Below are 20,186 nucleotides of genomic sequence, written 5' to 3' on the forward strand. Positions count from 1 at the left end.
GACGTCGATGTGATGAGCTTCGGAGGCCACTCGCCACGCAAGCGTTTCGGGCAGCACTGGTTGCGCGATGAACGGGTGCTGGATCAAATTCTTGACGCATCCGAGCTTGGCAGCGATGACCGGGTTCTGGAGGTGGGGCCTGGGCGAGGTGCACTCACACAAAGGCTTCTGGCATCCACTGCTGCTGCGGTGCACGCCGTGGAGCTGGATCGAGATCTCGTTGCAGGACTCCAAGATCGTTTTGCTGACTCCCCGCAGTTTTCCCTGCGCGAAGGCGATGTCCTCGAGGTGCCGCTGACCCTTCCCGATGGTCAGCGGGCCACCAAGGTCGTGGCCAACATCCCTTACAACATCACCGGCCCCCTTCTGGAGCGCCTGATCGGTCGGCTGGATCAGCCGATTGATCCTCCCTACCAACGCCTGGTGCTGCTTGTGCAAAAGGAAGTGGCTGAACGCATCCGTGCGAGGCCTGGAGCGAGCAGCTTCAGCGCCCTGAGCGTTCGTATGCAGCTGCTTGCCCATTGCAGCAGCGTGTGTTCAGTTCCGCCACGTTGTTTTCAGCCTCCTCCGAAAGTGCACTCGGAAGTGATCCGCCTTGACCCCCTTCCCCAGGAGCAGCGTCCAGACCCAGTCACGTGCCGTCGCGTGGAATGTCTGCTCAAGCAGGCATTCCTGGCGCGGAGGAAAATGCTGCGCAACACCCTCAGCGTGTCCCAGCCCCTCTGCGAACTGGAGGAGATCACGCTGAAGGCCGGTATTGATCTACGCCAACGTCCCCAAGAGGTGGCTCCCAACGCCTGGGTGAAGCTCGCCAGGGGTTTGAATCAGGCCGACTCCGCTGCGTCCTCGCCATGACGGCTTCGGTTTGCGTCACTGCGCCCGCCAAGATCAACCTGCACCTCGAGGTGCTTGGCCTGCGTGCCGACGGTTTTCATGAGCTGGCCATGGTGATGCAGAGCATCGATCTCAAGGATGAGCTTCGTTGCGAGAACACGGCGGACGGGACTCTCTCTCTGACCTGTGACGAGCCAGATCTCAGCTGTGGTGATGACAATCTGATCCTCCGGGCTGCTCGACTGCTCAGGGAACGCTCCGGCTTCAGTGAACTTGGTGCGCGGATGCATCTGAGCAAACGCATTCCCATCGGCGCTGGCTTGGCGGGTGGGTCGAGCGATGGTGCCGCTGCGCTGGTTGCACTCAACGAACTCTGGGGATTGGGCCTGGTTGAGAGCCAAGTGGAGCGCTTGGCTGCCGACCTGGGATCGGATATGCCGTTCTGCGTTGCCGGTGGGACTCAATTGTGCTTTGGACGTGGCGAACGACTGGAGCCTCTGCCGCCTGTGGAGGCCGAGCTTGGACTTCTTCTGGTGAAAGATCCCGAGGTCAGTGTGTCCACGCCCTGGGCCTACGGCGAGTACCGGCGCCAGCGTGGCCATCAGTACCTCCAAGACGAGGCCTCGTTTGAACGCCGTCGTCAGGACCTCCGCTCCGCCCGATGGCTGCACCCCCTTGGCCAGGACATCCCGCCGTTACGCAACGATCTCCAAACCGTCGTTGCGCCTCTAACGCCGTCTGTGCGGAACGCGATGAAGTGTCTGCGACCCCAGCAAGGCTGTTTGCAGGTGGCGATGAGTGGTTCGGGCCCGAGCAGTTTCGGACTCTTTCTCGACCGGAGTGGGGCCGATCGGGCCAAGGAGGCTGTGGAGGCTCAACTTGATGGATTGGGTTTGCGGAGTTGGAGTTGCTCGTTAATCCCCCACGGGGTCAAGCTGATGTCATGACCGAGAGCCAGAAGGCCGATCAGGCCAATCCCTCCATCAGTCCCGAGCAGGCCGTTGATTCCCGGCCCCGCAAGGGACCACTGAGTTTTCTCTCAGGCTCTCTGACCAGCCTCATGCTGGCTTGGTTGAGCCTCGGACTTAGTAAAGGGATGGTGGCTTATTTCGCTGCCCATCCCCCCTCGTTCAGCAATGCCATCGCCCAGAGCATTGCTTCGGCATTGAAGACCTTGTTCACAGGGATGTGCTTCCTGGCCACCTTCAGCTTCGCGTTCATCGGCCTGGGCCTGCTTCTTGTCTTTCTTCGCAGTCTTTTCACAAGACCGGATGGTGACGCTGCCTAGCGTCGAAAGAGAAATGGTCTGTTGATGACCCTTCATGATCTTGGCCAGCTGATTTTGCTGCTGTCCCCCGGACTGCTTCTTTCCGTACTTCTGCTGGCTACTTTTGCCGCTGGAGGCTGAAGTTGCCTGGGCTGAGATAGCTTGGCCGCTGACGCCGGCATGGCCGGGATTGCAGCAACGCCGTGGCAGGGACGCTCCTCTTCAACGCTCTTCGCGAAGCCATCGATGAAGAAATGGCTCGGGATCCTCATGTCTGCGTGATGGGTGAGGACGTGGGCCAGTACGGCGGCTCCTACAAAGTCACCAAGGATCTCTACGAGAAGTACGGCGAACTGCGGGTGTTGGACACACCGATCGCCGAGAACAGTTTCACAGGAATGGCCGTCGGTGCTGCCATGACGGGGCTTCGGCCAATTGTGGAAGGCATGAACATGGGTTTTCTCCTGCTGGCCTTCAATCAGATCTCCAACAACATGGGGATGCTTCGCTACACCAGCGGTGGCAATTTCACGATCCCCACAGTCGTTCGGGGGCCTGGAGGTGTCGGTCGCCAGCTTGGCGCTGAACACAGCCAGCGTCTTGAGGCCTATTTCCACGCCGTGCCCGGCATCAAGATTGTGGCCTGCAGCACCCCGACCAATGCCAAGGGGCTCATGAAGGCCGCGATTCGCGACAACAATCCCGTGCTGTTTTTCGAGCATGTGTTGCTCTACAACCTCAGCGAGGAACTACCGGAAGGAGACTTCACCTGCGCTCTTGATCAGGCTGACCTTGTTAAGGAAGGGGCTGATGTCACGATCCTCACTTACTCACGCATGCGCCACCACTGCCTGAAGGCGGTGGAGCAGCTTGAGGAGGACGGTATCGATGTGGAGCTGATCGACCTGATCAGTCTGAAGCCCTTCGATATGGAAACGATCGCCCGATCGATTCGCAAGACCCATCGCGTGATCGTGGTGGAGGAATGCATGAAGACCGGCGGCATCGGAGCCGAGTTAATCGCTCTGATCACCGAGCATTGTTTCGATGATCTTGACGCCCGACCGATCCGCCTTTCGAGCCAGGACATCCCAACGCCTTACAACGGCAATCTTGAAAATCTCACGATCATTCAGCCGCACCAGATTGTTGAAGCAGCACAGACCATTGTTCGCCAGGGGCTCTGATCGATGGCCCGTCAACAGGGCTGGTTTGCCCTCATCCTTGCGCTGACGATCGCGGCAGCGTCTGTTCTTTCCAGCTTTCCTCTGCAGCTCGGACTCGATTTGCGCGGCGGCAGTCAACTCACCCTGGAAGTCCAGCCAGCCGGTTCCATCACTGCGATCAAGCCGGAACAGCTTGATGCGGTGAAGCTCGTGCTGGAACGACGGGTGAATGGTCTGGGTGTTGCAGAATCCACCCTCCAGACCGTCGGGAATGACCAACTGCTTCTGCAGCTGCCTGGGGTGACGGATCCAAGCCGTGCCGCCCGTGTTCTCGGCAGCACAGCTCTGCTGGAATTCAGGGCGCAGAAACCCGGGACTGAAGAGGAGATGCGCAGCCTTCTGCAGCTCCGTGCTCAGTTGAAAAGTGTTTTAGCTGTCAAAGCGGACGCCTCCGAAGCGGATGACGCGTCCATCAATCCCGAGGAACTGGCCAAGGTCCAGGAAGCCCTCGGCTTGGACGGTAACGCCAACAGTGAGGAGGAGCAGCTTCAGCAGCTCCTCGAGCGCACCAATGCTGAGATCGTTGATCGTTTCGAACCAGCGGCTCTCACCGGCAAGGATCTGGTGACTGCCGGACGTCAGCAACGACAGAATTCTTCAGGTTGGGAGGTCACCCTCGGTTTCAATGCTGAGGGAGGTGATCGCTTCGCCAAGCTCACCCAATCCATCGCCGGAACTGATCGGCTTCTGGGCATCGTTCTCGATGGAAGGCCGATCAGTGAAGCCAGTGTTGGACCTGAATTCAAGGCGGCTGGTATCGCCGGTGGAGCCGCGACGATCACCGGCAATTTCACCGCTGAAGAGGCCAGAGATCTCGAGGTTCAGCTTCGGGGCGGATCCTTGCCTCTTCCCGTTGAGATCCTCGAAGTTCGCACCATCGGTCCCACGCTTGGTGCAGACAACGTGCGTCGCAGCCTGATCGCTGCCTTGTCCGGCCTTGTGCTTGTAGGCCTCTTCATGGTGTTGACCTATCGCTTGGCCGGGGTTGTGGCGGTGATGGCTTTGAGCCTCTACGCCCTGTTCAATCTTGCGGTGTATGCCCTTATCCCCGTCACCCTCACGCTGCCGGGGATCGCTGGCTTCATCCTCAGTATCGGCATGGCTGTGGATGCCAACGTGTTGATCTTTGAGCGGGTGAAGGATGAACTGCGCCGTGGCAACACGCTGATTCGATCCATCGAAACCGGTTTTCAGGAAGCCATCTCTTCGATTCTTGATGGCCATCTCACCACCCTGATCAGCTGTGGTGCCCTCTTTTTCCTGGGAACAGGACTGGTGAAAGGTTTTGCGGCGACCCTTGGCATCGGTGTGATTCTCAGTTTGTTCACTGCCCTCACCTGCACACGCACCCTGCTGCGTTTTCTGATGAGTTACCAGGGTCTGCGCAGACCCACTAATTTTCTGCCCGCCGGGCAACTTCCCTCGTCGGCTGCCTGAGCTATGCCCATTTCTAATCCTGATCCCAAAGACCGTTCACTTCGGTTTCCTTTGACGAGCCGCAGGCGTCAGGTGTGGTTGATCTCTGCTGTGGTGCTTCTGATCAGCGTGGCTGGTCTTGTCCTGAGCTGGACCAACCCTCAGATTCGGTCTCCGTTAAGGCCTGGGCTTGATTTCACTGGAGGGACCAAGATTCAGTTGGAACGTCGTTGTGCTGCAGAGGCCTGCTCTGATCTAAGCGTTAGCACCATCGAAAACACCCTGACGGCCATCCCTCTCCCCGTTGAACCAGGCCGAAGGGCTCCCAATCTGGACACAGCCAGGGTTCAGCTTCTCGATCGGGGGCAGTCGGTTGTTCTGCGTATGCCAGCTCTGACGGCATCGCAGGGGCAGGCTGTGATCCAGGCCCTGGAGCCCGTTGCCGGCCCCTTTGTCGCTGGAGGTCAGTCGGTTGACACGATTGGTCCCAGCCTCGGCGTTCAGTTGCTGCGCAGCAGCTTGATCTCTCTTTTGGTTGCTTTCACCGGAATTGCTATCTACATCACAATCCGCTACGACCGGCGCTTTGCCTTTTTGGCTCTGGTGGCATTGGCTCACGACATCGTGATTGTTTGTGGTGTCTTTGCCTGGCTCGGCTTGATCACGGGTCTTGAGGTTGACAGCCTGTTTGCCGTTGCTCTCCTCACGATTGCTGGGTATTCCGTCAACGACACGGTGGTGGTGTTCGACCGCATCCGTGAACGCCAACGGGAGGACGGCGATCTTCACCTCACGGTGCAAGTCGACAGAGCGGTTTCCGCAACGTTGACGCGCACGCTCTACACAAGTGGCACCACGTTGCTCCCCTTGATTGCCCTGATTCTTTTTGGTGGATCAACGCTGTACTGGTTTGCTGTCGCTCTGGCCCTTGGCGTTGTGGTGGGGAGCTGGTCCAGCATTGCATTGGCACCCTCGTTGCTTAGCCTTTGGCCGAGTCGCACGAGTGCCCAGGCCAGTGCCTGAGGTGAAGACAGGCCAGAGGGAGCGCTCTCAACAGTGGGTTCCGCTGTTGCTATTGATCCTTGCGTTCCTGGATTTACGCACAGAACTCCGCCTTCTTCTGGATCACATCACGTTGACAGCGCTGATGTTTGCCTTTCGACAGCACACTCTGGCCGTGATCGTGCTGATGCTCCAGCCTTCTCTCTGGTCCCATTACCGACGCGGTCGCATTAAAGAACGATCTGCTGATTAGAGCGCTTGATGTCTACATGCAGTGTTCTCAATCATCAGTATCTAAACTGTTTATAGGTTTTGGTAGCTAAAGACTTTCGCGGAGCTGCATCAATCACTGCATTGCGTTTAATGTCCAGTTCAATGCAATTGAAGCGACGGTAATTTTCAGCGAATGTGCACGTTCGACGAGGTTCTTTGCTCTCTGCAACATCGACATCCTCGATCACTTTTGTGTTGGGAATTTTGGCTTCATAGCCCCGGGATGCTTGCTCCTGTGATTGTTCGCTGGTCTGTTGGAACGAGCAGAGTTCTTTGGCCAGGTTGTTGTCTGCTCTCTCCAGGCACTTGGCGTAGTCCGCTTCGATCCGGGCGCGCAGGCGTTCGTCGGCAAGCATTGTCAGCTTGAGACGTTCTTGCTTGCTCAGGGGTACGGATCGGCGAACTCGCCGCGTTGTTCTTACGACGAATTCTCCACCCTCTTGCACCCACCGTTCGGACTCGGCCTGTGCCGCCTCTCTGGAGGGGTAGTTGGGAAGGATTTTTTTTGCCTCCGGCGCAGACGTTGAGCGCCGGGCATTGGCATAAAAAAGGCCGGCGTACAGGAGAAGTCCAATCATGCCGCTTCCCGCCACTGTCGCGAATACAATCAGCGAGGAGGGCTTCTCCAACGATTTTTCCTAGACGAAGCGGAAAGCTAGCAGTTTGGTACAGGCGTGCACCCATCCATTTCCGAGTTGAGAAATACTCCCATTAATGTGGTGTCAAAACGAGGAGACGGTCATGACTCTCGATCTTGAAGCGAAGAAAACGTTGTTGCGGAAAATCCCCCATGGACTGTTTATCTGCGGCGTTGCCGAGGGTGATGCGGTGAATGGATTCACGGCGAGCTGGGTGACACAGGGTTCCTTTGAACCACCTCTCGTGGTGATGGCCGTGAAAGCCGACAGCACCAGCAACGGAATGATTCAGCGCACAGGTCGTTTTTCGCTCAACGTGCTCGCCAGCGATCAGAAAGACCTGGCTGCGGTTTTCTTCAAGCCTCAATCCGCCGTTGGTGGACGCTTCGAGGCAGCACCCTATGAATTGGGGCCTCTCGGTTTGCCAATTCTCAAAGATGGCCTTGGGGGAGTGGAGTGCCAAGTGGTAGGCCAGCTCGCCCACGGCGACCATACGGTTTTTATCGGTGAAGTGAAATCTTCCCTGCTCCATCGCGATGCTCCTGCACTCGAGCTCAGTGCAACGGGCTGGCAGTACGGAGGGTGATGAAGATTGTGGCCTTCCCTTCGCGATGGACCACAGTGAAGAAGCCCCATGGTCAGAGGACCCAGCGAGAGAACTCAATAACGAAATCTCGGAGCTTCAAGCCCGAGTTGCTTTCCCTCAACATTGGAGCAGCGGGGAGCATGAGCAACACGTCGAGAGATTGCGTCAGCTCAACGACCAAAAACGCCAATTGGAGGACTACAGCGAGAAGTAGCTGTAGCTCCGCCCTGGCATCTCTTGTTGATGGCTATGTCCATCGGTCCATGATGCGTTTGACCACGATCTGCTCCATCCCCACCTGAAGTACAACGACGAGAGGGAGCGCTAAGAGAACGCCTGGAAGTCCGAGCAGTGCTCCCAGGCTGAGTTGAGACGTGAGTGCCACCGTGGGCAACAGATTCACGGTTCTGCGCAAAAGGATGGGAGTGAGAAGAAAGGCTTCGAGGTTTTGAATCACTAATCGCAGCACCAGCACCTGCACCATCAGGGTCGGAGAGATGAGCAGGGCGATTCCCAGGGGAAGAACCGTGGCAGCGGTTGGGCCGATTGTGGGGACAAAAGTGAGAACGCCGCAGACCAAGGCACTCAACAATGCAAGCGGAACCTGCAGGGCGGCCAGACCGGCCCAGGTCAGAAGAAAGACAGCTGTTGCCGAAAGTGTCATTCCAGCCAACCATCCTCCGAGAGCCGCCCTGCAACGGTTGAGCACTTCAGCCATGGCGTCCCGTGCAGGCCTTGGAGTCGCCGCGATCACCATGCGGCGATGAGCTTCGGGATCAAGGGCGAGGAGAACAGCAAGAAGGCTCATGAGCAAAACCTGAATGAAGCCGTTGGCAGCTCCACCGGCGACTCCCAGGAGCTGAAACCCCACGGGTTGAACCTTGTCCCAGCTGAACTGGTCTGGAATGGATTGATTCAGTTCCGCAAGCAGGGGCTGGCTTGACAGGATGGTGCGTACTTTCCCAAGAAGGCTTGGCAGAAGAGACGTGAGCTGCCCGAACTGCGTGATCAGCTCTGGTAGAAGCAGGCGCATGACCACCATTCCACCGATTGCCAGCACCACCACCACGAGAAGGAGTGCCAGAGGACGTTGCATGCTGAAGCGTTTGATCAACATGTGCACCGGCACATCCAGAGCGACAGCAAGCACGACAGCACCAAACAGGACGAGGAGAACCCAACGCAGCTGCCACACCAGCAGGGCCAGCACCACCAAGGTGAGAGCAGCCAGCAGGTTGCGAGGATTCATGCGTTAACCCGTCTCTTTTTCCAGGGGTCGAGAAGGTCGTGAATCACGATTTCACGGATGATCACCTGAAGGACAACCGCGAGCGGCAGGGCCATCAGCAGACCCAGTGGGCCAAAAAGCACCGTGAAGATGAATTGGGCAGTGAGCGTGAGACCCGGAAGCAGATTCACCTGGTGCTGCATCACTGAAGGAGTAATCACGTAGCTTTCGACGTTCTGAACCACCACGTAAAGAGCTAAGACGGCAAGAGCTTTCCAAGGCGCATCCACCAGGGCAACCGACATGGGAAACACCGTGCTGAGAGTTGGTCCCACGTTTGGGATCACGTTGAGAAGACCAGCCAGGAGTGCGTTCGCGACAACCAGTTTGACGCCGAGTAGCGTCAGGCCAATGCCGGCAAGCACTGCCACACAGCACGAGCTGATCAACACACCGATCATCCAGCTGCTGAGCGCTTCACCACATTGGAGCAGGATGCTTCTCGCTCTGCGTCGATAGAACGAGGGAACCAACTGAATCCCCACCTCCCGATAGGCCATCGGCTGGATGCTGACCATCAAGGTCACGGCAATCACGAACAGCAGCTGAACAAGACCGTTGCCGACATTTCCTGCCAACCCAAGAACTCCTTTGAGGCTTCCGGTCACTCCAGAGGCAAGAGCCGAGCCGCTCGGGAGTCCCGAGAGGCCGTTGGAGAGATTCGACGGGGTGAACGCAGGTTGAGCGTCCTGGCCGTAAACAAGGGATGAAGCAGAATTCAGCCATCCGGTGACGATCTGCTGCAGTGCCCTGGCGGCAGCCGGAAGTTGCAGCAGGAGCTGCTGAAACTGGCTGAAGAACGGAGGAAGAATCACCGCCACCGCGATGGCGACCACGGACGCCAACCCGAGCAAACACACCAGAAGTGCCAATGGCCTCGGCAGGGACCAGCGCTCACGTAGGGCTCCCACCAAGGTGCAGAGAGCCATTGCCAACACAACCCCTGCGAAGAGGTGAATCAGAACGTCACGCAGGCTCCAGAGCAGTAGCCCGGAAATCAGCAATGCCGCTAACCCAAGCCAATGCTGAAACTTCACACTTCAGATTCTTCGTCGGCGCCTTCATTGTCACTCGAGTTTTGCGAATAACCGAGTCCTTTGGTCTCGGCGTAGCGTTCAGCAAAACGCATGAAGCGTTCAAAATCCTGCTCCGTTTTCCAGGTGTAAGTGGCCTCCAAGGCCGATGGCTTGCCGTTGACGAATTTGCCATTGACCTCTCGGGTCACCATCTCACCTTCCTCATCCACCATCCACATTCCAGCAATATTGCCGAGAGTTTCAGGAGCCAGAGCCTCAGGTTGCTCAAAGATGAATGTGGCCTGACCGGTCCGTCCATCCCGGCTGCGGGTGAGCCGGATATCAGGCACAACGGGTTCATCTGTACCGCGGAAGAACTGAATCGCTGCCTTGTCGCCGTCTGCCATGGATCGAACTACCGCGCAAGACGCGATCTTAAGAGCAGACCATTGCTGTGACGACGCCTCGTTCAACCAGTAGTTCGGCTGCTTCTTTGGGATCGATTCCCTCAAGGTCAATCGTTGAAGATGCTGGCTTGCGTTCCAGCTCCCGGTCATAGCAACCGTCGTAGTAAGCGAGCATTGCCAAGCAGGCATCGTCCCAGCGCTGCTGATCGATGGCTTCAAGGGCGACCCGTGTGCGCTGAGGCCCCAACCGCCGCTGGATTCGTTCGGTCGCTTCCCGCAAGGCGGTTGCGTCGTGCACGGCGTACACATCCACGAGACGGTTGATCCGCTCCTGATCACTGCGGCGGATTTCAAGAACAGGGGCTAACTGCATTTGCTGAAACAGGGCCCCAGGAATTCTGCAGCGGCCAACCTGGGCACTTTCGGCCTCGAGCCAGATTTCAGAGGCTCTCCGGCGCGCATGTCCTTCAAGCGTCTCGGCCAGTTGATTCTCGTAATGCTCCGTGCTTGGTTGCTCAGGCAGTCCGAGATTGCCGAAACTGCTTCCGCGGTGATGGGCAAGGCCTTCCAGGTCCACCACTGCCACGTTTTGACCTTCCAGCTCCAGAAGCAGGTCTGTCTTGCCGGTGCCTGTGCGTCCTCCGAGCACCTTGAGGGGCCAGGGAGCATCAAAGCTCTGAAGCACCCACTGCCGATAACGTTTGTATCCGCCTTCAAGCAGGCAGACCGGATGATCACTCAAGCCCGCCAGCCAGGCCATGCTGTTGGATCGCATCCCGCCTCGCCAGCAGTAGAGGCGTAAGGGTTGCGCTGCTCCCCCAGCGGTTCGGGTGAGGGAGTCCGACAGATCCCCTAGGCGAGGGCCGCAAAGGGTTAAACCGAGTTGGATCGCAGCATGGCGACCCTGCTGCTTGTACGTGAGCCCGACGTCGTGGCGCTGCTCATCCGTGAAGAGAGGAATGTTGATGGCTCCGGGCCAATGACCTTGAGCGAACTCCCTGGGGGTGCGAACGTCGACCAGCGGACCTGCCGCTTCGCGGAATGCCTCGACACTGACTGCTGTCGTGATGCCCATGCCTGACATAGTGGGCCAACGTCGACCCTGCCGAGCCGGCAGGACGTCATGCTCTCCGGAAGAACTCCAGCTCAAGATCTCAGCATCGACAAGCTCCTCGACCGCTTCGCGAACGGCTCGGCCCGGCAGCGTCGCGCGACAGCTGCTGCGCTGGAGAAGGCTGCCGATGCCTTGGCTGACGTTGCAACAGATGCTCTGAAGCCCTATGAACCCAGTGGGGATGACTGGGCCGCCGGGTGGATCCTCCAAGTTCTTCGCCGTCACCAACCTGACGCTCTCGCCCGAATTCCCGGAGTTGAATCGGGTGGCTGGTTTCAAGCCCCATCGGCTCGAGGAATCGACTACGGCCCAATGCAGCGAGCGTTGCTTGATGAGGACTTCGAAGAAGCCGATCGTCTGACCAGTTGCGTGCTGCGTGAGCTTGCAGGAGATCAGGCCGTGAAGCGGGGGTACGTGTATTTCAGCGAGGTGCCACCCATGGAAGGACTCGACCTGACCACTCTGGATCGGCTCTGGATCGCCTACTCACAGGGCCGCTTCGGATTCACGGTTCAGGCGCGACTGCTGAAGGCTTTGGATGGTCGATATGACAGGCTTTGGCCGAGAATTGGCTGGAAACTTGACGGCACCTGGACCCGGTATCCAGGCGCTTTCCAGTGGTCCATGGATGCACCGGAAGGGCACATGCCATTGATCAATCAGCTTCGCGGTGTCCGTCTGATGGATGCATTGCTGTCTCATCCTGGACTTCAGCCCAGAGTTTGAATTCTGGGGAGGCCTCCAGCCTCCTTGGTGTTTGGCATGGTCTTCATCCCTCGTTATGGTCGAAGAAGGATGGATCAGTCCGAATGTTCAGCCGCTATCTGCCTGTCTTTCGGTGGGCTGATTTCATCCTCCCTTCAACGCTGCAGTTAAGCCCTCTGCTGGAGCTGCTTCTCGATCCTGTTGATTGCCAGGAAACCTCTTGCAGGTTGCAGCTGGGATTGCAGGAGGCCATTGTGAATGCCGTGCGTCATGGCAATGCAGGTGACCCTGACAAATGTCTGCGCATCCGCAGGATTCTCACTCCCAACTGGTTGATCTGGCAGATCCAAGATGAGGGCGATGGGCTTCCAGGCCCCGCGCGTATCGCCTGCCTGCCTGAGCAATTGGATGCGAATCATGGTCGGGGACTGTTCCTGATGCATCAGTGTTTTGATGACATCCGCTGGAGCTCGCGCGGTAACCGTGTTCAGCTCGCATGTCGTCGACCTGGACGATCATCTGCTGTGGTCAACGGTGTGGGCACCCGGGATCTTTCAGTTCTCGTCTGATCCATCCCAGCGCCTGTTCGGTCAGTGCTTCCACATCGCCGCGATCGCCTGTCTGGAGGAGCTGAGTCAGTGCCGCAGCAAGCAGCTCTGCTCCCCGTCGATCCGGATTGGATTTCAGCCGGTGCCAATCGCGGTCTCCAATGCTGAGTGATTGATGCAGAGCCTTGGCTTGCTCCACGGCACCGTCAGGCCAGGGATTCACTGTCACGCCGATCCGTGCGTAGAGATCTTTCTAGTCTGAATGGGCGACGCGTGACAGCGGTGACCAAGCTTCACCGGTTTCAGCAACGAGCTCTTCATCATTTGAGCCGGCTTGCAGGTCTGCAGCCCAGACAATGGGAAGGCTCAGATCTCAAATCCAGGCGTCGGAGGCAGCAGCGTCAACTGATTCAGCAATGCGTTGACGCCGACCCAGAGGGATTTCGTTGGCTTGTCGATCGAGAACGAGGTCAACTCCTCTGGAAGGCCCTGCGATGGAGTGGGCCTGGACTCCTGGTCGGATGGTGGTTAAGCCGAAGTTGATTCAGACAGCAACGAGAGACTGCTGCACGACAACCAGGGAATCGGGGGGTTCTGGGATTGCACCATCCAGGGGAGGAACATCAGTGCCGCTGGTGTTCGTGAGCGTGTTCCCCTTGATCCAGGCCTGGTGAAGGGCCCGACGACGACGATCTTCTGCGAGGACTAGTCGATCTGCCGCTGAACGGGGACTTTCGCCTGGGTGAACGGCAGTACGCAGACAGATTCCGAAGCCATGCGCTTCTACCTGAACTTTGCCCTCCATCAACACCAACTGAAAGGTCCAGCCCTGCAACCAGCGGATCCGGAAAGGATTCGTCATCAGTGGTCACACAATTGATTGCACCTTATGGGGTCATACCACCCTTGCAAGACTGTCTGTCAGGGAATCACTTCGTGCCGCAGTCCGGCTTGGTTGCGCACCACACCCGCGTCATGAAGTGCGACTCTGCCTGCAGATTGCAGAATCCTGCGTCCAGAAGCCGCTGATCAATGTCGTCACTGATGTAATCGCGGTAGTAAGGCTCGTGAAACACGCGACGGAAATTGTCCATGGCTACGTCGAACTGGGGGGAATCTTTCAGCTGAACCGAGTCGGCGAGTACCAGGACCCCTCCTGGTTCTAGAAGCCTGTAACAGTCTTGAAGGACGGCCTGCCTGGCCTCAGCGGGCAGTTCGTGCATCAGAAACACACAGGTGAGGGCTTGAAAGCCGCCCTCATCGAAGGGCATGCGTTCGGCATTCCCTTGCACAAGCTGAACAAGGCTGCTGCGGCTTTGATTCAACCAACGATTGGCCTGACGCAGGTAGGCCTCGGAGAGGTCGACCCCGATCAGCGTGCATGCAGGGAGGGCCGCTCTGATCTGATGAAGGGTTCGTCCTGTCCCGGTGGCGACATCGAGGATGCGCAGACTCCCTGGGTTGCGGTTGGAAAAGTGCTTCAGACCGGCTTGAAGGAAAGGAATGATCCTGCGGCGCATCGCATCGGCGGCGCCATTGAACAGGATGTCGACCTGGAGGTCATAGAGCTCTGCCGAGTGGTCTGAAAGGTACCCATCGGTTTGGTGGTGAAAGTTCTGGAGGTAGTACTCGGGATAGAGCTCGCGATTGGAAAGATCCGGAAGATCTTGCACGTCTCTGGCCCGACGTCTGGACCAGTTGGAAGGAAGGTCTAGCCACACCCGGGGATAGCGTTCAGCCCATTCCAACCAGGGGATGTCAAAGAGAAGGGATTGTGGATAGATCCCTGCCTCAGCATCCTTCCAGTCACGGTCCTGCAGGGCATCGAGTGACTTCCTCAGGGCATTCATCATCTCCGCTGGAACCGGCTGGGTCTGCGGCACGACATCCGGAGCCACAGCCTCCATCACCTTGGTGCTCAGTTCCTTATGCACCAACCCCGCGAGGCTTCGTCCCTGCTGAAGGGTCCGATACGCGATTTCGGTGATGCTGGGCGCCATGACTTGGCCTGATCAAACCGAATCATTCCAGTCGATCCTTGAGCTCACTGTGGCCGTGGCTTGCGTTTCCACAGAACAATTTGTGAAGAAGAAGGAAAATAAGTAGCGGTTGCTACAGAATTGAATCATCCACAAAGGGGCTTAGCGATGATGCAGCAAGCGCAAGCAACATCTCCGGTCATTCAGTACTCCGGCAATGTGCTGGAGCGTCGTCAACGAGCAGCTGCGGAGTATTTGGCGTGGGCCGATCACCATGCTCACGTGATTGCCCGTGAAGAAGCTGCCCATGTGCAACGTGGGGGGCTCCAAGGGCTGGATCAGCGCAGTGCCGCTGCTCAGCAAGAGCTGTTGGCGCGTCGCAGGATGCACGAAAGGCATCTCCGCGACAGCGCCATGGCTCAGTTGCGACACCGCTGATGCCTGGATTCAGGCGTCGTAGTACATGGTGAATTCGTGGGGGTGCGGACGCTGGCGAAGCTGCTGCACCTCCTCGTACTTCAAATCGATCCAGTTATCAATGAAGTCTTTGGTGAACACACCACCTTCCATGAGGTAGTGATGATCAGCATTGAGCGCTTCCAAAGCACCATTCAGTGAGGCTGGAACCGTGTCAATCTCACTCAGGCGTTCTGCGGACAGCTCGAAGAGGTCCACATTCGTGGGAGCGCCCGGATCAATCTGATTTTTGATGCCATCAATGCCGGCCATCATCATGGCGGCGAAAGCCAGATAAGGGTTGGCCAGTGCGTCTCCGGAGCGGAACTCAAGGCGCTTGGCCTTGGGATTGGGTCCAGTCAGAGGGATACGCACCGCAGCTGAGCGATTGCCTTCGGAGTACACGAGATTGACTGGTGCTTCGAAGCCCGGCACCAGGCGCTTGTAGCTGTTGGTGGTGGGGTTGGTGAATGCGAGGAATGAAGGCGCGTGTTTGAGGATCCCGCCGATATACCAGCGGGCGGTTTGGGACAGGTTGGCCTCAGTGCCTTCGCCGAAGAACAGCGGTTGGCCTCCTTTCCAGAGGCTCTGGTGCACGTGCATGCCACTGCCGTTGTCGTTGAACACTGGCTTGGGCATGAATGTGGCGGTTTTGCCGTACTTCTTCGCCACATTGCGAACGACATATTTGTAGGTCATGGTGTTGTCCGCCGCCTGGATCAGCTCGGCGAATTTCATGCCTAGTTCGTGCTGCCCTGCACCGGCAACTTCATGGTGATGCTTTTCGATGGGGATCCCAAGTTGGGCCATCACGAGCAGCATTTCAGAACGGATGTCCTGCGCTGTGTCGTTGGGTGAAACGGGGAAATATCCCTCTTTTAACTGGATCTTGTAGCCAAGGTTTCCGCCTTCTTCGAGCCGTCCGGAGTTCCAGGCGGCTTCGATGGTGTCAACGCTGTAAAAGCTTCCTCCTTCGCTGGAGCTGTATCGCACGTCATCGAACAGGAAGAATTCAGGCTCAGGTCCGAAAAAGGCCGTGTCAGCGAGACCGCTGCCTGATAAGTAGGCCAGTGCCTTCTGAGCGAGAGCACGCGGGCAGCGATCGTAAGCGTCGCCGGTTCGCGGATCCTGAATCGAACAGATCAAGCTGAGAGTCTTGTGGCTGTAAAACGGATCGATCCAGGCCGTTGATGGGTCTGGCACCATCGCCATGTCGGACGCGTCAATGCTCTTCCATCCGCGAATTGAGGATCCGTCAAAGGCAAGTCCCTCGTTGAAGGACTCAGCTTCCAGAAGATCGGAACAGATGGTCAGGTGCTGCCACTTGCCGTGGAGGTCGGTGAACTTGAGATCAATGAGTTCAATGCCTTCATCCTTGATCTGACGGAGCACATCCTGGGCGGTCGTAGCCATTGGCGTCAGTGGTTCTTTGGATAGCAATTTGAACGTAGGGATCGATGTGCACCCGTTTTGTATCCGTCAGTACATTTTTTCTCTTGTCACTATTCATGAGGGCTTGGTGCTCCCTTGGTAACCGTTTCTGTCAAGTTCCCGGGATCCCACGCGCTGGAAGGGGTTTTGCGTCGATGGTGGTGTTAGCTTCCGGCCAACGTGGCCAGGGTTCTGCATGCGCGATGCCATCACCGGATTGATTGGTCGTTACGACCAGCTTGGCCGCTACCTCGATCGTTCTGCCATCGACCGGATTGAGGCTTATCTCGATGAATCCACCATCAGGCTGAAGGCTGTTGAGTTGATCAACAGGGAAGCGGCAGATCTTGTCCGTGAAGCCAGTCAGCGACTGTTTCAAGGGGATCCGGAATTGCTACTCCCCGGTGGAAACGCTTACACCACACGGCGTCTGGCGGCGTGTCTTCGTGACATGGATTATTTCCTGCGTTACGCCAGTTATGCCTTGATCGCTGGCGACAGCACGATCCTGAACGAGCGGGTCCTAAACGGGCTTGACGATACCTATAAAAGTCTGGGAGTACCGACCGGTCCGACGGTGAGAAGCATGGTTCTCCTCGCTGATGTTCTCTGTGAGCGTCTCCTCTCGGAAGGAGTTCCGTCGAATTGCCTTGGATTGGCTCGTTCGCCTTTTGAGCACATGGCTGCAGGGCTGGCTGCAAGCGACGTTCGCCAACGCTGATTCCTTCAAGGAATTTCCGTTCGTTTCAAGCGGCATCGGAACGGTGCTTTCTCGCTCAAATCGGCCCTCTCGCTGCGTAGGCTTCCGCCATTGAATGATGGTTTCCGGCCTGCCGATGACGCACTCTCTTCCCCAGGTCGAATCGCGCCATCGCCGATCCGTTGGCCCTATCAATACCCCTGACCGCCTCTTGCTGGGTCCCGGTCCCTCAAACGCCCATCCAACAGTTCTATCTGCACTGGCGAGAACTCCGATCGGTCATCTGGATCCTCTCTATGTCGATCTGATGGGTGAGGTTCAGGAGTTGCTCCGCTACGCCTGGCAGACGGACAATCGGCTCACCTTGCCCATGAGTGGCACGGGGAGCGCGGCGATGGAAGCCACCCTGGCAAACACGGTCGAGCCCGGAGATCGGGTCTTAGTAGCGGTTAAGGGGTATTTCGGAAATCGTCTTGCCGACATGGCAGGCCGTTACAGGGCCGATGTTCGGGTGATCGAAAAGCCATGGGGCGAGGCGTTCACTCTTGATGAGTTGGCCGCCGCCCTGGAGCATCACAAGCCTGCGATCCTGGCGATGGTTCATGCCGAAACCTCCACAGGCGTCTGCCAACCCATGGATGGAGTTGGTGATCTCTGCCGTCAGCACGACTGTCTGCTTCTCCTCGACACAGTCACCTCACTCGGTGGTGTTCCCCTCTATCTGGATGAGTGGAAGGTTGATATGGCTTACAGCTGCAGTCAGAAAGGCCTGAGCTGCCCTCCTGGTTTGGGACCCTTCACCATGGGCACCCGCGCGGAAGCCAAACTTGCTGCACGCAAGGACAAGGTTCCCAATTGGTATCTGGATGTTTCCTTGCTGAATCAGTACTGGGGAAGTGACAGGGTTTATCACCACACAGCTCCAGTGAACATGAACTTCGGAATGCGTGAAGCCCTACGCCTGCTGGCTGAGGAAGGGCTGGAGAATGCCTGGTCACGGCATCGCCGCAATGCCGAAGCGCTCTGGAATGGACTGCAATCCCTTGGGCTTGAAATGCATGTACCTGAGGAACTACGGCTGCCTACCCTCTCAACCGTGAAGATCCCCGACGATGTGGATGGAAAGGCTTTCTCCTCTCATCTGCTCAATACCCATGGCATCGAAGTTGGCGGTGGTCTTGGTGTTTTGGCAGGAAAGATCTGGAGAATCGGTTTGATGGGTTACAACTCCACTCCAGAGAATGTGGATCGGCTCCTCAATTTGTTTGAGTCTGAGCTTCCTCGTTTCCGCGAAGGATCCTGCGTCGCTGCCTGAACCAGCCCGCCAAGAGCGCAGAGGCTTCCTCTTCCATGACTCCCCCAATCACGTGCATGTGGTGGTGGGCGCTTTCATGGTCAGCGAGGTTGATCGTGCTGCCAAGCCCACCGCGCTTGCGGTCTTTGGCAGCGAAAATCACCTGTCCAACTCTGGCTTGCACGAGAGCACCGGCACACATCGGGCATGGCTCCAGAGTCACTAACAGGGTGCAGTGGTTCATGCGCCAGTCACCGAGGACCCAGGCGCCCTGACGTAACGCCATCAATTCCGCATGACCAAGGGGGTCGATGTGGGTTTCTCTGCGATTGGAACCGTGGCCAATGCACCGTCCTGCTTCATCGAGAAGAACAGCTGCGACAGGAATCTCTCCAGTCGCTCCCACGCGCTCAGCCCGTTTGAGCAGTCGCTGCATCCACGCTTTCAACGCCTTGTCTGTCAGCTGAACCGGGTCCGCCCGCACGGCCGTTCATCCCTGCTTTCCATCCAATGTGCCACCACAGGTGACAATGGTTTTTGATCGCAACTCTTACTTGCACGGCCCTGCTCGGACATCTTCTGAAGCGTTGGACCCGTTGGCTGCCTTTGCATCACCTGATGCCCTTGATCCTCAGTTGCAGAGGTTTCTGGAAGAGGCCTGCGCCTCACTTTGTCGATGGTTCGGAACCGCAAACCAGCGCTCACCCCTGCCTTCGCTCCGTTTGCTTCCTGATGCCTTTCCCGAAACGGAAGGGCTTGGGGCACAGCGTCTTCTGGATGATCTTCAGCAGGTCATGGATGGTGCTTACCAACCCTCCCATCCCGGTGCCTTGGCCCATTTGGATCCACCCCCAAACACGGCCTCGATTGCTGCGGAACTGATCTGTGCGGGACTTAATAACAATCTTCTCGCTGAGGAACTCTCACCGAGCCTTTCGCAACTGGAGCGCCAACTCTGTGAATGGTTTGCGTCCTGCTTCGACCTCCCGATGGGATCGGGAGGCGTTGCTGCCAGTGGCGGCACTCTGAGCAACCTCACTGCTCTGGTCACAGCGCGACATTCTCTTGGGCTGAATGCAGTTTCTGAAGCTGTCGTTCTGACAAGCGACGATGCCCATGTGTCCTTGGCCAAGGCCTGCAGGGTGATGGGTTTGAACGCCGATGCACTACGGCGGATTCCCGTCGATGCCAGTGGATGTCTTCGGCTGGATGCTCTTCAGTACGAACTAAACCTTCTCGCGGTTGAGAATCGTCCATGTCTGGCCGTTGTCGCCACGGCTGGCACGACGGTTCGTGGTGCGATCGACCCCTTGCGTGCGATTGCGGAGATCGCTCGCAACCATGGCACCTGGTTGCATGTGGATGGCGCCATCGGCGCTGTCTTTGCACTGTCGGGGAAGACCCGTGAACTGGTGGACGGATTAGAAGAGGCCGATTCAATCACCGTGAATCCCCAGAAACTGCTCGGGATCGCCAAAACGTCCTCCCTGTTGCTGGTTCGCGATCAGTCCACCCTTCACGCTGCGTTCGGAACCGGACTTCCTTACATGGAGCCTGCCACCGTTGGTGCCCATGGTGGTGAGATCGGACTGCAGGGAAGCAGGCCAGCAGAAATCCTCAAGCTTTGGCTCGGATTGCGTCAACTCGGAATGGCTGGAATCGACTCGCTTCTGAGCAATGCTTTGGCACGCAAAGAGCGGTTGCAGCAAAGCCTTGACGGTCAGGCGCTGGATGTTGTGTCGGGTCCGCTTCATCTGTTGGCCTGTGCACCGAAAAATACTGATGCTGACCAATGTGATCGTTGGTCAGCTCAACTTCGCCAGCGTCTACTCGATGAACAGATCATGGTGTCAAGACCCTGCTACCGGGGGCGTCACCACATCAAGGTTGTCCTGGGCAATCCACATACGTCCGATGCGCTGATCAAACATTTGGGGATGATCATCAATCAATCGATCGTTCGGAGTGTTCACTGATGGCAGGATCTGAGGCACAACCGAAACGAG

The 20,186-nt window shown here is 57.5% G+C and carries 24 protein-coding genes; 14 read left to right on the forward strand and 10 right to left on the reverse strand.

Features of this window, described 5'->3' with window-relative positions:
- Window positions 1-12 precede the first annotated feature (12 nt).
- The 7 genes from rsmA (at window position 13) to WH7805_RS01945 (ending at window position 5,998) form a co-directional block, all read left to right on the forward strand.
- On the forward strand, window positions 13-855 hold the full coding sequence (gene rsmA, locus WH7805_RS01915) for a 16S rRNA (adenine(1518)-N(6)/adenine(1519)-N(6))-dimethyltransferase RsmA (RefSeq protein ID WP_006041246.1): 843 nt from the start codon (window positions 13-15) through the stop codon (window positions 853-855).
- Window positions 852-1,781 carry a 4-(cytidine 5'-diphospho)-2-C-methyl-D-erythritol kinase gene (gene ispE, locus WH7805_RS01920; protein WP_006041247.1) on the forward strand — a complete coding sequence of 310 codons (930 nt, stop codon included), beginning with the start codon at window positions 852-854 and terminating at the stop codon, window positions 1,779-1,781. Before rsmA ends, ispE begins: the two co-directional genes overlap by 4 nt.
- Window positions 1,778-2,122 carry a DUF3082 domain-containing protein gene (locus tag WH7805_RS01925; protein WP_006041248.1) on the forward strand — a complete coding sequence of 115 codons (345 nt, stop codon included), beginning with the start codon at window positions 1,778-1,780 and terminating at the stop codon, window positions 2,120-2,122. Before ispE ends, WH7805_RS01925 begins: the two co-directional genes overlap by 4 nt.
- 182 nt (window positions 2,123-2,304) lie before the next feature.
- The gene (locus WH7805_RS01930) at window positions 2,305-3,288 is read left to right on the forward strand and encodes a pyruvate dehydrogenase complex E1 component subunit beta (RefSeq protein WP_006041250.1); all 984 of its coding nucleotides are present in this window, start codon (window positions 2,305-2,307) and stop codon (window positions 3,286-3,288) included.
- Between the two features lie 3 nt (window positions 3,289-3,291).
- The gene (secD, locus tag WH7805_RS01935) at window positions 3,292-4,764 is read left to right on the forward strand and encodes a protein translocase subunit SecD (protein ID WP_006041251.1); all 1,473 of its coding nucleotides are present in this window, start codon (window positions 3,292-3,294) and stop codon (window positions 4,762-4,764) included.
- Window positions 4,765-4,767: 3 nt separating this feature from the next.
- Window positions 4,768-5,766 (forward strand): protein translocase subunit SecF, encoded by a 999-nt coding sequence (gene secF / locus WH7805_RS01940; protein WP_038004261.1) that lies wholly within the window; start codon window positions 4,768-4,770, stop codon window positions 5,764-5,766.
- Window positions 5,747-5,998: a hypothetical protein gene (locus WH7805_RS01945; RefSeq protein ID WP_156783580.1), complete on the forward strand. Its 252-nt coding sequence runs from the start codon at window positions 5,747-5,749 to the stop codon at window positions 5,996-5,998. Before secF ends, WH7805_RS01945 begins: the two co-directional genes overlap by 20 nt.
- A 34-nt stretch (window positions 5,999-6,032) precedes the next feature.
- Here the strand turns inward: WH7805_RS01945 and WH7805_RS01950 are convergent, their stop codons facing one another.
- Window positions 6,033-6,647, reverse strand: coding sequence for a hypothetical protein (locus tag WH7805_RS01950; RefSeq protein ID WP_038004264.1), 615 nt, complete (start codon window positions 6,645-6,647; stop codon window positions 6,033-6,035).
- A 112-nt stretch (window positions 6,648-6,759) separates the two neighbouring features.
- On the opposite strand from WH7805_RS01950, the gene WH7805_RS01955 reads away from it, so the two are divergent.
- A complete protein-coding gene (locus tag WH7805_RS01955) occupies window positions 6,760-7,242 on the forward strand; it encodes a flavin reductase family protein (RefSeq protein ID WP_006041255.1) in 483 nt (160 codons plus the stop codon).
- 247 nt (window positions 7,243-7,489) lie between these two features.
- On the opposite strand, the gene WH7805_RS01965 is transcribed toward WH7805_RS01955, so the two are convergent.
- The 4 genes from WH7805_RS01965 to mnmH are packed head-to-tail and all read right to left on the reverse strand — an operon-like array spanning window position 7,490 to window position 11,037.
- Window positions 7,490-8,491, reverse strand: coding sequence for an AI-2E family transporter (locus WH7805_RS01965; protein ID WP_006041257.1), 1,002 nt, complete (start codon window positions 8,489-8,491; stop codon window positions 7,490-7,492).
- The gene (locus WH7805_RS01970) at window positions 8,488-9,567 is read right to left on the reverse strand and encodes an AI-2E family transporter (protein WP_006041258.1); all 1,080 of its coding nucleotides are present in this window, start codon (window positions 9,565-9,567) and stop codon (window positions 8,488-8,490) included. Before WH7805_RS01970 ends, WH7805_RS01965 begins: the two co-directional genes overlap by 4 nt.
- Window positions 9,564-9,953, reverse strand: coding sequence for a photosystem II reaction center protein Psb28 (gene psb28 / locus WH7805_RS01975; RefSeq protein WP_006041259.1), 390 nt, complete (start codon window positions 9,951-9,953; stop codon window positions 9,564-9,566). The genes WH7805_RS01970 and psb28 overlap by 4 nt, the downstream gene beginning before the upstream one ends.
- A 28-nt stretch (window positions 9,954-9,981) precedes the next feature.
- A complete protein-coding gene (mnmH, locus tag WH7805_RS01980; RefSeq protein WP_006041260.1) occupies window positions 9,982-11,037 on the reverse strand; it encodes a tRNA 2-selenouridine(34) synthase MnmH in 1,056 nt (351 codons plus the stop codon).
- A gap of 39 nt (window positions 11,038-11,076) precedes the next feature.
- Between mnmH and WH7805_RS01985 the strand changes: the two genes are divergently transcribed.
- Window positions 11,077-11,793 (forward strand): GUN4 domain-containing protein, encoded by a 717-nt coding sequence (locus WH7805_RS01985; protein WP_006041261.1) that lies wholly within the window; start codon window positions 11,077-11,079, stop codon window positions 11,791-11,793.
- Between the two features lie 83 nt (window positions 11,794-11,876).
- Entirely contained in the window at window positions 11,877-12,341 is a 465-nt protein-coding gene (locus WH7805_RS01990) for an ATP-binding protein (RefSeq protein WP_006041262.1), read from the forward strand.
- On the opposite strand, the gene WH7805_RS01995 is transcribed toward WH7805_RS01990, so the two are convergent.
- From WH7805_RS01995 to WH7805_RS02010, 3 genes are all read right to left on the reverse strand, one after another.
- The gene (locus tag WH7805_RS01995; protein WP_006041263.1) at window positions 12,301-12,549 is read right to left on the reverse strand and encodes a DUF6439 family protein; all 249 of its coding nucleotides are present in this window, start codon (window positions 12,547-12,549) and stop codon (window positions 12,301-12,303) included. The two genes, WH7805_RS01990 and WH7805_RS01995, sit on opposite strands and share 41 nt — an antisense overlap.
- Before the next feature lie 315 nt (window positions 12,550-12,864).
- On the reverse strand, window positions 12,865-13,182 hold the full coding sequence (locus WH7805_RS02005; RefSeq protein WP_006041265.1) for a hypothetical protein: 318 nt from the start codon (window positions 13,180-13,182) through the stop codon (window positions 12,865-12,867).
- Window positions 13,183-13,249: 67 nt separating this feature from the next.
- Complete coding sequence (locus WH7805_RS02010) at window positions 13,250-14,320, reverse strand: class I SAM-dependent methyltransferase (RefSeq protein ID WP_006041266.1); 1,071 nt, start codon at window positions 14,318-14,320, stop codon at window positions 13,250-13,252.
- Between the two features lie 147 nt (window positions 14,321-14,467).
- On the opposite strand from WH7805_RS02010, the gene WH7805_RS02015 reads away from it, so the two are divergent.
- On the forward strand, window positions 14,468-14,737 hold the full coding sequence (locus WH7805_RS02015) for a hypothetical protein (RefSeq protein ID WP_006041268.1): 270 nt from the start codon (window positions 14,468-14,470) through the stop codon (window positions 14,735-14,737).
- 9 nt (window positions 14,738-14,746) lie between these two features.
- On the opposite strand, the gene glnA is transcribed toward WH7805_RS02015, so the two are convergent.
- The gene (gene glnA, locus WH7805_RS02020; protein WP_006041269.1) at window positions 14,747-16,168 is read right to left on the reverse strand and encodes a type I glutamate--ammonia ligase; all 1,422 of its coding nucleotides are present in this window, start codon (window positions 16,166-16,168) and stop codon (window positions 14,747-14,749) included.
- 214 nt (window positions 16,169-16,382) lie between these two features.
- On the opposite strand from glnA, the gene WH7805_RS02025 reads away from it, so the two are divergent.
- Both WH7805_RS02025 and WH7805_RS02030 read left to right on the forward strand, forming a co-directional pair.
- Window positions 16,383-16,907 (forward strand): allophycocyanin subunit beta-18, encoded by a 525-nt coding sequence (locus WH7805_RS02025; protein WP_006041270.1) that lies wholly within the window; start codon window positions 16,383-16,385, stop codon window positions 16,905-16,907.
- Between the two features lie 97 nt (window positions 16,908-17,004).
- Window positions 17,005-18,201, forward strand: a complete 1,197-nt coding sequence (locus tag WH7805_RS02030; protein WP_006041271.1) for an alanine--glyoxylate aminotransferase family protein — start codon at window positions 17,005-17,007, stop codon at window positions 18,199-18,201.
- On the opposite strand, the gene WH7805_RS13700 is transcribed toward WH7805_RS02030, so the two are convergent.
- Window positions 18,143-18,616: a nucleoside deaminase gene (locus tag WH7805_RS13700; RefSeq protein WP_071933723.1), complete on the reverse strand. Its 474-nt coding sequence runs from the start codon at window positions 18,614-18,616 to the stop codon at window positions 18,143-18,145. The genes WH7805_RS02030 and WH7805_RS13700 overlap by 59 nt on opposite strands.
- Before the next feature lie 94 nt (window positions 18,617-18,710).
- On the opposite strand from WH7805_RS13700, the gene WH7805_RS02040 reads away from it, so the two are divergent.
- The gene (locus WH7805_RS02040) at window positions 18,711-20,156 is read left to right on the forward strand and encodes an aminotransferase class V-fold PLP-dependent enzyme (RefSeq protein ID WP_006041274.1); all 1,446 of its coding nucleotides are present in this window, start codon (window positions 18,711-18,713) and stop codon (window positions 20,154-20,156) included.
- The last annotated feature ends 30 nt before the right edge of the window (window positions 20,157-20,186 follow it).

It is taken from the genome of Synechococcus sp. WH 7805, assembly GCF_000153285.1.
Lineage (GTDB): Bacteria > Cyanobacteriota > Cyanobacteriia > PCC-6307 > Cyanobiaceae > Synechococcus_C.